The organism is Myxacorys sp. (genome assembly GCF_059501405.1).
Genome location: NZ_JCACCM010000093.1, coordinates 14921 through 28127, shown reverse-complemented (window position 1 = coordinate 28127; position 13207 = coordinate 14921). Strand labels below are relative to the sequence as shown.

Annotated in this window: 12 protein-coding genes and 1 tRNA gene; 8 read left to right on the top strand and 5 right to left on the bottom strand. The window is 48.2% G+C overall.

Annotated features, from left to right (window positions below; translation table 11 throughout):
• Positions 1-22 precede the first annotated feature (22 nt).
• A complete protein-coding gene (locus AC5I6P_RS11065; RefSeq protein WP_495693814.1) occupies positions 23-334 on the bottom strand; it encodes a hypothetical protein in 312 nt (103 codons plus the stop codon).
• A 528-nt stretch (positions 335-862) separates the two neighbouring features.
• Here AC5I6P_RS11065 and AC5I6P_RS11060 point away from each other — a divergent pair.
• Positions 863-2158, top strand: a complete 1296-nt coding sequence (locus AC5I6P_RS11060) for an MFS transporter (protein ID WP_495693813.1) — start codon at positions 863-865, stop codon at positions 2156-2158.
• A 4-nt stretch (positions 2159-2162) separates the two neighbouring features.
• A complete protein-coding gene (locus tag AC5I6P_RS11055; protein ID WP_495693812.1) occupies positions 2163-2669 on the top strand; it encodes a GNAT family N-acetyltransferase in 507 nt (168 codons plus the stop codon).
• A 27-nt stretch (positions 2670-2696) separates the two neighbouring features.
• On the opposite strand, the gene AC5I6P_RS11050 is transcribed toward AC5I6P_RS11055, so the two are convergent.
• A complete protein-coding gene (locus AC5I6P_RS11050; RefSeq protein ID WP_495693811.1) occupies positions 2697-4097 on the bottom strand; it encodes a UDP-N-acetylmuramoyl-tripeptide--D-alanyl-D-alanine ligase in 1401 nt (466 codons plus the stop codon).
• 64 nt (positions 4098-4161) lie between these two features.
• Here AC5I6P_RS11050 and AC5I6P_RS11045 point away from each other — a divergent pair, with 64 nt between their 5' ends.
• A complete protein-coding gene (locus tag AC5I6P_RS11045) occupies positions 4162-4827 on the top strand; it encodes an HD domain-containing protein (RefSeq protein ID WP_495693810.1) in 666 nt (221 codons plus the stop codon).
• Between the two features lie 60 nt (positions 4828-4887).
• Positions 4888-4968, top strand: a tRNA-Leu gene (locus AC5I6P_RS11040).
• A gap of 62 nt (positions 4969-5030) precedes the next feature.
• Here the strand turns inward: AC5I6P_RS11040 and AC5I6P_RS11035 are convergent.
• Together AC5I6P_RS11035 and glnA are read right to left on the bottom strand one after the other, a co-directional pair.
• A complete protein-coding gene (locus tag AC5I6P_RS11035; RefSeq protein WP_495693809.1) occupies positions 5031-6143 on the bottom strand; it encodes a class I SAM-dependent methyltransferase in 1113 nt (370 codons plus the stop codon).
• A 167-nt stretch (positions 6144-6310) separates the two neighbouring features.
• A complete protein-coding gene (glnA, locus tag AC5I6P_RS11030) occupies positions 6311-7729 on the bottom strand; it encodes a type I glutamate--ammonia ligase (RefSeq protein WP_495693808.1) in 1419 nt (472 codons plus the stop codon).
• Positions 7730-8378: 649 nt separating this feature from the next.
• Between glnA and apcB the strand changes: the two genes are divergently transcribed.
• The 4 genes from apcB to AC5I6P_RS11010 all read left to right on the top strand — a co-directional run bounded on the left by apcB (position 8379) and on the right by AC5I6P_RS11010 (position 11610).
• Complete coding sequence (gene apcB, locus AC5I6P_RS11025) at positions 8379-8888, top strand: allophycocyanin subunit beta (protein ID WP_495693807.1); 510 nt, start codon at positions 8379-8381, stop codon at positions 8886-8888.
• Between the two features lie 70 nt (positions 8889-8958).
• Positions 8959-9144: a hypothetical protein gene (locus AC5I6P_RS11020; RefSeq protein WP_495693806.1), complete on the top strand. Its 186-nt coding sequence runs from the start codon at positions 8959-8961 to the stop codon at positions 9142-9144.
• Between the two features lie 220 nt (positions 9145-9364).
• The gene (locus AC5I6P_RS11015) at positions 9365-10540 is read left to right on the top strand and encodes an SGNH/GDSL hydrolase family protein (protein ID WP_495693805.1); all 1176 of its coding nucleotides are present in this window, start codon (positions 9365-9367) and stop codon (positions 10538-10540) included.
• Positions 10541-10626: 86 nt separating this feature from the next.
• Positions 10627-11610 carry an alpha-ketoacid dehydrogenase subunit beta gene (locus AC5I6P_RS11010; protein ID WP_495693804.1) on the top strand — a complete coding sequence of 328 codons (984 nt, stop codon included), beginning with the start codon at positions 10627-10629 and terminating at the stop codon, positions 11608-11610.
• Here the strand turns inward: AC5I6P_RS11010 and AC5I6P_RS11005 are convergent.
• Positions 11607-13172, bottom strand: a complete 1566-nt coding sequence (locus AC5I6P_RS11005; RefSeq protein WP_495693803.1) for a peptide ligase PGM1-related protein — start codon at positions 13170-13172, stop codon at positions 11607-11609. The two genes, AC5I6P_RS11010 and AC5I6P_RS11005, sit on opposite strands and share 4 nt — an antisense overlap.
• Between the last annotated feature and the right edge of the window lie 35 nt (positions 13173-13207).

The following is a 13207-nucleotide window of genomic DNA, read 5'->3' as shown; positions in this document are numbered from 1 at the left end:
CATCCCTCATCCGGCATTCTGTCTAATTTCTAGCTTCGCTGTCACCCCTTGAGGTAATTCCCTTCTGTGGCAAACTACTCTGCCCGATGGAACTACCGTTGCTGAGCAAATCTACACCGAGGAGTAAACTATCTTTTGCAGCTAGAAGGTTAGAAGTTGAAACCGCTCCCCCTTCTCCAGAGCTGTCATCTTCACTAACATCGGACGAAGACAGCATTGTTGAGGTAGACAATATTGTCAGTCCGCTCTTGAGAACATTTTGAGCGTTGGTAATAACAGATGACCAGAAATTTATATTTGTAAGTTTTTCTAGTTCATTAACCGATACAGCCATGACTTACAAGAAGCAATAATGCATTGCACGAGTTGACTCACTTCCTTCAGCAGCATCTACAGTTCTCTCCTCTGGCAGGGTTCCCATATTTTCTACCTGATTTTGTAGTATGATGTAGTATAGTTATGAGGAGCTATTTTCCAACTTTGCATTTGGGCTTTATATGATTTGTATCGACTGTATGGTTCTGTCACTGTGCAATTGCCACTGTTAATAATGACGCCGTTAGAGGTCAACATATTCACCTTAATGAAGGAAATTGAGTATGCGTAAACTCAAATATTACGTCGCTTGCACTGTTGGTCGCTTTATCGCTAGAAAGAATGATTCGTTTGACTTTTTCCTGACCGAAGGAGAACACGGTGCTGATTAGCTTCAAAACTTTCCTGAAGCAATTTCGGTTCGCTTTTGAAATAAGTTTGGCATCACGGTTGGAATCAGAACTTTGATGCGATGCTGATGGAACGCAGAAATCTCCAAGATTGATGATTGGAGAAGAAAGACAGTGAGAAATTGAGAGGTTGGCGAATGACAAAGACTTTTTATGCTGTTCTAGCAAACTCACTGTTAGCTTCGCTGACCAATACTTTTGTCTGGTTTGCAGTCACGTTTTGGGTGTATTTGCAAACGAAGTCTGTGTTAGCGATGTCAGTTATGGCAGGTGTGTATCTTGTAACGGTTGCGCTCTCTGGATTTTTCCTGGGGTCTTTGGTTGATCGATACAAAAAGAAAACAGCAATGCTGCTTTCAAGTATTTGCTCCCTTGTTTTGTACATCCTTGCCTATATCATTTTTGTTGCGACGCCATCCTCTGCCTTTACTAATCCTGCTGGTGTTGCGCTCTGGGTATTTATCACGCTTGCATTAGTGGGAGCGATCGCAGGTAACATTCGCACGATCGCTCTACCTACTCTTGTGACCATCCTGATTCCTGAAGCAAAACACGATAAAGCGAATGGTTTGGTAGGCACTACAAACGGTATATCATTCCTCATTGCGTCGATCTTTAGTGGAATGACGATCGGATTTCTTGGCATGTACTGGATGCTTGTATTTGCAATTGGTCTGATGATTCTAACGGTTCTCCATTTAGTGACGATCGCTATTCCTGAGAAGGGAATTGTCCATGTAGAAAATCAAACCAATCACATTGATATCCGCGGAACGATTCGAGTTATTCATCTTGTTCCTGGGCTGTTTGGACTTATTTTCTTCAACTGCTTCAACAACTTCCTGGGTGGAGTCTTCATGTCTCTGATGGATGCCTATGGTTTATCACTGGTCTCTGTACAAATGTGGGGTGCGTTGTGGGGGCTGTTGAGTTTAGGCTTTATTGTGGGTGGATTAGTTGTTGCCAAGGTAGGTTTGGGAGAAAGCCCATTAAGAACGCTGTTTCTAGCGAATATTGTTATGTGGATCATTGCAATGTTCTTCACGATTCAGTCATCAATCGTGTTACTGACCATCGGTTTATTCATCTACTTGTGCCTGATTCCTGTCGTTGAGGCATCAGAGCAGACTATTATCCAAGCCGTGATTCCACTTGAACGCCAGGGCCGTGTGTTCGGGTTTGTTCAAAGCATCGAACAGGCCGCATCCCCGCTTACCGCTTTTATGATTGGGCCGATCGCCCAATTCATCTTTATCCCGTTCATGACGACAGGTGCAGGTGTCGATCTCATTGGCAGTTGGTTTGGTACTGGTGCTGATCGAGGAATTGCACTTCTGTTTACCGTCACCGGATTGATCGGGCTGATTGTAACATTCATGGCAATGCGATCGCGCTCCTACCGAAAATTATCAGCAAATTATCAAAAGCATTAATTTTATGGTGAACCTCCGCCCTGCCACCTCCAATGATTTAACTCTCCTGCAACATTGGGATGAACAACCCCATGTGATTGCCTCAGACCCAAATGATGATTGGCACTGGGAGGTGGAACTCGATCGCACCCCGGATTGGCGAGAACAACTGATTGCTGAGATCGACGGTCGTCCGATCGGGTTTATCCAGATTATTGATCCAGCCCTTGAGGAGAGTCACTATTGGGGACATATCGCTGCAAATCTTCGTGCCATTGACATCTGGATTGGCGAAGCAACCGATTTAGGCAAAGGTTATGGAACGAAAATGATGCAGCTTGCCCTTGCCCGATGTTTCGCTCACCCAGAGGTGATGGCCGTACTCGTTGATCCACTGGTCAGCAACACTCGCGTTCACCGCTTCTACGAGCAGTTTGGTTTCCAGCGTATCGATCGCCGCCAATTTGGTGACGATGACTGCTTTGTGTATCGCCTGAATCGAGCAGATTGGCGTCCTGCAAACGCTGAATGATGTCTATAAAACGCCAATCTTTTCTTTTCATTTTGCATCTTCGCTCAATGCGTCTCGCAACCCTTCAACCACTTGATCTAATCCCACTGCTCGTGACGCTTTAAATAGAATGCGATCGCCCGGTTGCACTATTTCTTTTAGGCGGCTCACCAAATCGGCATGAGTCATGAATTTTTCAGAACGTAATGGTGCGGCTCCTTGGGCGAGGGCTTCCGCTTCTGCCTCGTCTGCCAAAATTAACAACCCGTCTAAATCTAGGGCTCTTACCTGTTCGCCAACTTGCCGATGGTACTCAGTTGACCAATCGCCCAGCTCTTTCATGGTTCCAAGCACCGCAATTTTTCGGCTTCCAGAAGTTTGTGCCAACAGCTTCAGCGATGCCAACATCGATTCTAATCCCGCATTGTAGGTTTCATCTAAAATTACGACATCATTTGCCAGGTCGTAGCGGCGCGATCGCCCTCCTGGTAAATCAATCTCTAGACCCGATGTGAGCTTTGACCAATCCAGATTCAAGGCTTTTGCAACGCCTAACGCCGCTAGAAAGTTTAGCGCGTTGTGCTCTCCGGCAAGAGGCAACTCAAAGTTCAGATTACCAAGCGTTAAGCTATTAGCGCTAAGCTCCGGAGGGGTTCGCTCCGCTAAGTCCGTTGGAGCGGCAAGCATTTCACCTTGCAGATCGCCGCCTGTAAGCCCGTAGGTGATGGTATCGCCCTGCCAGACCGTAGCGGCAGTTTCGATTAGAAGCGGGTTGTCGTGATTGAGAATTGCTACAGAATTAGGCGGCATTTCAGCAAGCAGTTCGCATTTGGCTTGCGCGATCGCGGCTCTCGATCCGAGCCGGCCGATATGAGCAGTTCCAACATTAGTAATCACGGCCACATTGGGACTGGCAATTTGGCTCAATAGCGCGATCTCTCCTGGCGCTCGCATTCCCATTTCAACCACAGCAAAGTCGTGATCAGCGCTTAGGTTTAGCAGCGTTTTCGGAACGCCAATTTCGTTGTTGTAGTTCGCTTGGGTTTTCAGTACGCGACCATATTGAGAAAGAACCGCCGCTAAGATTTCTTTGGTCGTCGTTTTTCCAACTGATCCGGTAATTGCGATAATTGGAATGTCGAACTGCTTGCGCCACCAGTGCCCTAAGGCTTGATACGCATTCAAGGTATCTTTAACTACGATTAGAGGGAGATCAGACGGCGGAAAAGCTTCGTCTACAATCGCCGCGATCGCGCCTTGTGAAATTGCGGTTTCAACAAAATCGTGTCCATCAAATTTCTCACCCCGCAACGCTAAGAACACATCTCCCGGTTGGACATTCCGGCTATCAGTCGTGATTCCGGTTGCTACACCTGCGCGATTGGATAAATTCTGAGTCGATGCACCGAGAACGGTAATAATCTGATCGAGAGACGCTTGAAACGGCATAGGGTGAGGAAAGAAAACTAGCTGCCTATTCTAAGCGTTTGCCACGCCATTTTCTAGAGGTGTCATGAAGCGATCCTGTGGAACTGGGCAAAGCCAATCGTGGCTAATCGAATTACGAAACCAATGGATTGCTCTGCTACAGAAGCTTTCCGTTAATTCCACCTCTGCAACCCCTGTATTTTCCGATCTGGTCAACGCCTATTCTGAGCCACACCGCTTCTATCACACTCTCGATCACATCCAGTCGGTTCTGCAATGGGTCGATCGCTTGCAGCCAAATGCTCACGATTTACCAGCCATTCAATTAGCGGTCTGGTTTCATGATGTTGTCTATGACACCCGATTGCAAGACAACGAGGAAATGAGCGCCGCTTACGCCGGCCAGGTATTGAGCGCTCTCGAAATTCCAAATTCCACAGTCGAAAGAGTCAGCCATCTGATCCTCGCGACAAAGCATCATGTTGTGGAACCGACAGATAGTGATGCTCAAATTTTGTTAGATGCTGACTTAGCAATTTTGGGTGCACCCCCAGTTCAGTACAAAGAATACGCTTCAGCGATTCGACAGGAATATGCTTGGGTTTCAGAGGTAGACTATCGAGTCGGGCGCTGTCGAGTGTTAGAGGCATTTTTAGAGCGCGCGCAACTTTATTTCACAGAGTTCATGGTTGAGGAATTGGATGAGATCGCCCGATCTAACCTCCAAACCGAAATTCAATCGCTCAAATGACCAAACTTTTCAATTTTGTAAGCGATCGCGCAAATTTCTGCTATTCTAGGTAAGGCTTAAGCGGATGTGGCGGAATTGGTATACGCGCACGCTTGAGGTGCGTGTGGCTTTGCCTTGCGAGTTCGAGTCTCGCCATCCGCATAACCTCAAAAAGGGTACATCGTTAACGATGTACCCTTTTTCATGACTCAAAATTCCGCTCTCTATACTTCAACAGGAATGGTCTGATTCACCTGTTGCGCAGCTTCGGTCTGTCCTTCCGCAGGTTTACGAGCAATCCAATACTTGCTCATAAAGTGTACCTGCGTCGAAATGTCCGTAAAACCTGCTTCCTGTAATCGTGCTTCCAAATTATCGGTGCTGTAGTGGCGGTAGTACGGCTCGTGGAACATCGCCGGGAAGTTTTCCATCAGAGGAGCCATTTCCGGTGAGTCGCTCACCTGAATCGAGTCGCAAATGACAAACGTGCCACCGGGCTTGACCACGCGGAAGCAATTGTTGATCACGTTCTGACGCGCTTGTGCGGGCAGTTCATGGAACAAAAAGACGCAGCTTACCGCATGGAAATAGTTGTCCACAAACGGTAATTCTTCCGCATTTGCCTGAACCAGTTGGGGCAACTCTCCAGGATTTTGTGACAGAAGCTGATTGGCTTTCCGCAAATAAGCAGGCGATAAATCTATTCCATAGAGCGACGCCTTCGGCAGCATTCCTCGAATATTCCTGAGCATCCGACCTGTACCGCAAGCAACGTCTAGAACCTTGATTTGAGTTGGAGGAACGTCCCGAAACGTCTGCAATCCTTCTTTCAAGGGAGCTAAGATACGCCGCCGCATCGGATCGGCGGCTCCGTTAAATAGGAGTTCGACCTGCAAATCGTATAAATTGGCTGACAGGTCGCTGAGATAGCCATTCGTCTGATGGTGGAAGTTTTGTAGGTAATAGCTGGGATACCCACGAGTCTCAACCGCCGTGTCAAACTCTTGGTGCTGCTTGTTTTGCACTCGCTGCCACATTGAAGGCATGTCGAGCCACACCACTGGATAGAAGCGGAAGAAGTCGTCCCAAGGGTTATCAAACAGAATGCTTTCTGGATAAACACCCTGCTCTGCATCTCGCCAGTCCGCTTCCACAATCTGGTTATAGCGTTGCTGAATCTGACCCAGAATCTCCGCTGAAACCGGAACCGTCTTGCTTTCTGCAGAAGGAGCGACAAGATTGGTCAATTGGATGCCCACGGCTTTGTGTGCCAAACCAAAAACGCTCTTGCCCTGCTGAAATGTTTGATACGCCAGTTTTGTTAACGTGTCAGGCATGGTTAAACTTTATTAAACTGAAACCCACTTACATCAATAATTGTAACGAATTTAATGAGAGCAGCATTGAGTTTCAGTAATTGATTCTTTAAAACATGAAAGAGCGATCGCGCCTCTACAAGATGCGATCGCTCCATCCAACCCATGAAACTGACTTAACGCAACGCTTAGCAGTCGTAGTACAGCATGAACTCGTAAGGATGAGGACGAATACTCATAGGAATCACCTCACGGTCGAGCTTGTAGCTAATCCAGCTTTCGATAAAGTCCTCAGTGAACACACCGCCTGAGGTCAAGTACGAATGATCCGTTTCGAGGTTCTTCAGAGCTTCAGCCAACGACCCCGGCGTAGACGGAACCTTCGCCAACTCTTCGGGGCTGAGTTCATAGATATCCACATCGAGCGGAGAACCCGGATCGATTTGATTCTTGATCCCATCAATACCCGCACACAACATTGCCGCAAACGCGAGGTAAGGATTAGACGTAGCATCAGGACAGCGAAACTCAAGCCGCTTCGCTTTAGGATTGGTACCCGAAAGCGGAATTCGGACAGACGCCGAACGGTTGCCCTGAGAATAGGCTAAGTTCACCGGAGCTTCAAATCCTGGAACCAGACGCTTGTAGGAGTTCGTGGTCGGATTGGTGAATGCCAACAAGGACGGGGCGTGCCTCAGAATGCCACCGATGTACCAGAGCGCCGTTTGGCTCAACCCGGCATACATATCGCCTGCAAACGTCGGCTCACCATTGTTCCAAATCGATTGGTGACAGTGCATTCCAGAGCCGTTATCCCCAAACACTGGCTTGGGCATGAAGGTAATGCTCTTACCATACTTCCGCGCCACATTTTTAATCACGTACTTGTAGGTCATCAGCCAGTCTGCGGCTTGCACCAACGTACCGAACTTGATGCCCAACTCGCACTGACCGCCCGTGGCAACTTCATGATGATGCTTCTCGATCGGCACGCCGCACTTCGCCATCGTCAGCAACATTTCAGACCGCATATCTTGCGAAGTGTCGGTCGGCGCAACCGGAAAGTACCCCTCTTTATTCCGAGGCTTGTAGCCCAAGTTGCCACCTGGCTCAGTCCGACCAGAGTTCCAAATTCCTTCAGAACTATCGACGTGATAGTAGCCTTCGTGCTGGTTTTGGTCATAGCGAACATCATCAAAGATGAAAAATTCAGCTTCAGGACCAAAGAACGCGGTATCGCCTAATCCGGTCGTTTTCAGGTAATCGATCGCTTTTTGGGCAATTGAGCGAGGGTCGCGACTGTAGGGTTGTCCGGTACGCGGTTCAATAATCGAGCAGACCATGCTCAGAGTCGGGTGTTCCATGAATGGATCAATCCAAGCAGTATCCGGATCTGGAACCATCGCCATATCCGACTCGTTGATCGACTTCCAACCGCGAATACTCGAACCATCAAAGGCAACACCTTCAGTGAAGCTACTTTCCTCGATCTGGCTCTTGTGTAATGTCAGATGCTGCCAAATTCCTGGGGTATCAATGAACTTGAGATCAATGAGTTCAATATTCTCATTATTAATCCATGCCAGGATGTCTTGCGGGGTCGCCATGAAATACTCCTTACTCGGTTCGTCTTGCTCAACTCTGAGCGCGTGGTTAGAAAAGTAGGCTTGGAAAGTTAAAAAGGTGTTTAGGTTAAGCCAATTTGACGATTAAACTTGAAAATCAATCAAACTTGAAAATCAAATTTAGCGATCAAACCGCTAACCTTACCCTGCAACCCTGTGAAGAGATTGACCCAAACAGTTTTTCCTTGCCTAAAACCTAGAATCGACTCGCAGAACACCGATTTTCCCGGAACGTCACTTCCGAGAATCGCGGTCTTTTGAAATCTAAGTTTCAACTGAACCATCGTAGAAAGAGGCTCACAGCGATTTTGTATCGCTTGTTACAAAACGCTTTGTGTTCTTTAGAATTAAACTTAAAGATTCAAGAATTACAAATGCTACAAGCTTCCCCGTCCATTCTTTTGTTGACCTATCACTGACTAAATTAAAAGAAATGTAACGATTTGCGAATAGAGGGCTACCCCAAAGGATACCGTCAAATATAGGTTCAGTGCCCCGTGGTAGACTTGAGCCTAAATCAGAAATTTATGCGCTTCGACAAGGTTCGATGAGGGCTGTGAGTCGACGTTGCCTTAGCTAAACACACAAGCTAAACACCTTTAGTTACAGGGATTGTTGGGAGAATAATTTCATGCGGGACGCAGTGACAAGCCTGATTAGAAACTATGACGTTACCGGTCGTTACCTCGATCGCAATGCCCTTGATAACCTGAAATCCTATTTTGATACTGGGATGGCGCGGGTTCAAGCGGCAACGGTAATCAACTCAAATGCGGCGGGAATTGTTCGGCAAGCGGGAAAACAACTCTTTGATGAACTCCCCGAACTGATTCGTGCCGGTGGAAATGCATATACAACTCGTCGTTATGCTGCTTGCCTGCGAGATATGGATTACTACCTCCGCTATGCCAGCTATGCGCTTGTAGCAGGCGATATGGATGTGTTAGATGAGCGAGTTTTAGAAGGCTTGCGCGAAACCTATAACTCGTTGGGTGTGCCGATTGGTCCGACCGTTCGCGGAATTCAAATCATGAAAGACATCGTGAAGGATCAGGTTGCGGCGGCAGGACTCACAAGCACAGGGTTCTTGGATCAGCCGTTTGATTACATGGCTCGCGAGTTAGGCGAGAACGACCTCTAGCGCTTGACCTGTAACTCATGTTTTCTAGCCATACGCCCTCACCTGTTAGAGAAAAATAGGTGGGGGCGTATTGTTGTGGCAATTCAAGGACTTGGCACTAGAGCGGGTTGGGCGAGATTCGGGAGGAGCGACGGATGGAGTCAGGGGTACGCAAGCGCGATCGCAGGTCACTTCCTCATTACTGCCTGCCAATCTGCTGAAAAGAAGGCGCAACGCTGAAGGAACCGCACACCCTTTATGTTCGGATGCAAGATGAGCATCTTGGTAGAGAGATGAGCATCTTGGTAAAGAGTTGTGGAACGCCAGTGCTAAGCTAGTTGAGATTGCCGAATCAGGACGTGCAGCAACAGCGTAAGCAATGTATTAGCAGAATGTAAATCGGAATGTGAATCAATACATTTTGCAAATCCACTCCGCGTCGTTGTGGAATTTATCTACAGTTTTGTTAGTCTCCTCACCCTGCCAACAATACTGCTATGACAAATCAAATTACCCTCGATTTTGATTTTCCTAAAGTCAGCGGCTCTTTGACCTCCTCCAACTTTAAAGTATCAAGAACCTTCTCATTTCAAATTCCTGACCCGACACCTCTAATCAATTCAGTAGAGAACTTTCTTAACGGTCTGCCTAACAGTGGTTCAATTTCATGGGACATCGATCTTGGAAACCTTGATCTAGATTGCACTCCTAGCCATTCTTCGCCCATCAGTGGGCTTGTTATTTTCGGAGACAGTCTTTCTGATCCGGGCAATCTTTTTAATCTCACCAGTCAGCAGGTTCCTCCTAGTCCTCCTTACTTTGACGGACGCTTCTCCAATGGCCCGATTTGGGCAGATTATCTCGCTCCTCGTTTGAACCTAGAGGAAGCTTCGGTTAGCAACTTTGCCTTTGCAGGCGCAAAAACTGGGCGGGACAATATCGCCAATGCTCTGTTTGGTTTGCCTGAGAGTTTGAATTTGCCCGGACTTCTTGATGAGGTGGATACCTTTGCCGCTACAACAGGAGCGAAAGGCGCTGACCCGAACGCGCTCTATGTTGTGTGGGCAGGCAGTAACGACCTATTGAATCTGCCGTCAGATCCGCAGGGATCTGCCACAGGAATTAGCGAGGCAGTGACGAATATTTCTAGCGCGATCGCAACGTTAGCTCAGTTAGGCGCAGAAAAAATCGTGGTTCCGAACTCGGTGAATTTGGGATTAGCCCCTTTTCCAAATCAAACTGGGGTTGCAGCGCAGGCAACTCAAGCCGGCATCGCATTTAATCAAGCGCTCGATCAAGCGTTGACAACCTTAGAACCTAGTCTTGGTGTAGATATTATTGAAGTCGATCTCTTTAGCATCTCTCAACAAATTGCAGCGGCTCCTGGAGAATTTGGATTTACCAACATTACCGATCCCTTGTTCCAGCAATCTAACCCAACGAATCCTGAAGGATACTTCTGGTGGGATCGGATTCATCCAACAACTCAGGTTCACAAACTCGTTGCCGATGCGTTTGAAACTGCGATCGCGCAATCGATCCCCGTCTCGAATGGACGAACAACCCAGGTTTCTCTGACCGATTCTTTAGTGGGTCGCGGGGGCAGCGCAAACCAAGCCCTTGTTGTGTCTACCTCTATCAATCGATTCGCGGAGAGTCCCCTTAACGGTTAGAGCATTGTTGTCTTCGGGATGCGCTTTGCGAATCGCATCCCCTCCACTAAAATAAGTAAGCCCGATCTAATTATTCATCAACAGCAATGGCAGAGACCCTATTTTTCAACGCTCTACGGGAAGCGATCGACGAAGAAATGGCAAAAGATCCCACCGTGCTAGTGATGGGAGAAGATGTCGGTCACTATGGCGGCTCCTACAAGGTGACGAAAGATCTGTACAAAAAATATGGGGATTTGCGTCTGCTCGATACGCCGATCGCAGAAAATAGCTTCACGGGAATGGCAGTCGGAGCCGCGATGACCGGATTGCGCCCGATCATTGAAGGCATGAACATGGGCTTTCTGCTGTTAGCGTTTAATCAAATCGCCAATAATGCGGGAATGTTACGCTATACCTCTGGCGGCAACTTCAGAATTCCGATGGTCATTCGAGGGCCGGGTGGGGTTGGCAGTCGGTTAGGAGCCGAGCATTCTCAGCGTCTAGAAGCCTATTTTCAAGCGGTTCCCGGTCTTAAGATTGTCGCGTGTTCGACCCCCCGCAATGCGAAAGGATTGCTCAAATCTGCAATTCGCGATAACAATCCAGTGCTGTTTTTTGAGCACGTATTGCTCTACAACCTCAAAGAAACCTTGCCCGAAGGCGAATATTATTTGCCGCTCGACAAGGCAGAAATCGTTCGCCCTGGAAAGGATGTCACGATTTTGACCTATTCTCGGATGCGCTATCACGTTCTACAGGCGCTCAAAACGCTTGAGCCTGAAGGATTTGATCCCGAAGTGATTGATTTAATTTCGCTCAAGCCGCTCGACTTTGAGACGATTGGCGAGTCGATTCGCAAAACCCATCGTGTCATTGTGGTGGAAGAATGCATGAGAACGGGCGGCATTGGTGCAGAACTGACGGCCTCGATCAACGATCGCTTTTTTGATGAACTCGATGCTCCGGTGTTGCGAATGTCGTCTCAAGATATTCCGACGCCTTACAACGGCACATTGGAGAGTTTAACGATCGTTCAACCTCAGCAAATTGTGGAAGCCGTGCGAAACATGGTCGCGGTCAAGGTTTAATAGCGACTATTCCAGTGCATTGATACGGCTTGTCCCGGCGCGTTCGATTTTGTCTCATCGTCGATCGCTTTGACGACGTGCCGATAAATATCTTCTGCTTGCTGAGGCGAGTTACCAATGCTGGTGAGTCCTAACTTGCCAAACTCTGACAGGCAGCCCATCAGGTGAAACACGGTTCCCGTCTCGGTGCTGGTGTCAAAGTGAAGCTGATGGTGCGCGATGATGTCCATTAGGTCATTGGGCAGCAGACCCTGGTATTGCGGCTTCTGTAAATTGTCGGTTGCCATGTAATATTTAGCCCGTCCTTGTTGACTATAGAACGAGCCGCTAGAGAGGTCATAGCGCCCATTGGTGAGAAACTTTAGCGTCATGAAGGGGTGAGTTGTGCCGCCTTTTCGCAGGTTAATCTCGATCGCATGAAACTCCCATTCCCCAGATGGCTGATGCACGGCGATGAAATCGACTCCAAAGCGCTCTAGTGCACCTTTTTCAGCCAGGACTCGTCCCACTTTCAGGCTCAAATCTTGAATCGTTAATCGATAGACTTCATCGGCAGGAAAGCGACAGCCCAGATAGATTTGTCCACTCGGCCCGCCTAAAATCTGATCGTGCGTCGAGAGAATTTCGATGTTGCCACTAGGGGTAATTCGACCTTGGACGCTGGGCGACAGTTTTGTTTCGCCTTCAATAAACGCTTCCCCGATCGCGCCGAGTTCTGGAATGCGACTGCCGTAGTTCTCCCACGTTTCCGCTTTTGACTCAAATTTGAGATCGACAAAGCGATCGTAAATTTGAGTGACGCGCTGAGCATGAGTTGTCGCGCCGGGTCTATATTCGGCTAAGGGACGCAGATCCAATAGAGCATTGCCTTCTCCTGAAAAGCCTTCATTGAGCTTTACCACCACGCGTTGCAAATCGGATTGGCGTTCCCAAAGCTCGGCGATCGCGACGGCTAAATCTTTTTCATTCCACATCAATGGCGTACCGTCAGGGTGCGGCACTCCAGCTTCAGCAAAAATTTGCCGACTGCCGCTCTTTGTGCCCCAGATCAGGAGTTCTGGATCGAGCGCGTAGAGCGGAATACCAAGCTGCACCGAAAGGTCGCGCTCGGTTGTCGTGGAGTTGTAGCAAATCATATAGGCGCGATCGGGATTCACGGCTTGGCGAATCCGCTCTAGCAGTCGCGGACGATCGAGAATCTTTTGGCTGAGGGTTTGGAGAGACGAATCGTACGTAGAGAGCAAGAGTAAGCGATCGCGGGCATGGGAGAACGGAATCCCTGGCAAAAGCTGTAGATAATAATCGATGACGCTGGGATGAAGCGGTTGCGAGGTGACAAAAACGAGACGGGTGCGAGGATTTCGCAAGCGAATCAGCGAAAATAGAAGACGCTCTTCGTAGTGAAAGAAGCCTTCAATCTTTAAAAGCTCGCGCTGATCCACACTAATCGAGGGAACAACAACGATATCAGCGTCGTACATCTCAAACTCTTCAACGCTGCTCCAGCGATCGCGCAATTGAGCCTGCAACTGCCGAAAGCGCTCTGAAACATTGGATTCCATACCCTAATCACCTGCCAACGCCGGATACTGTCATC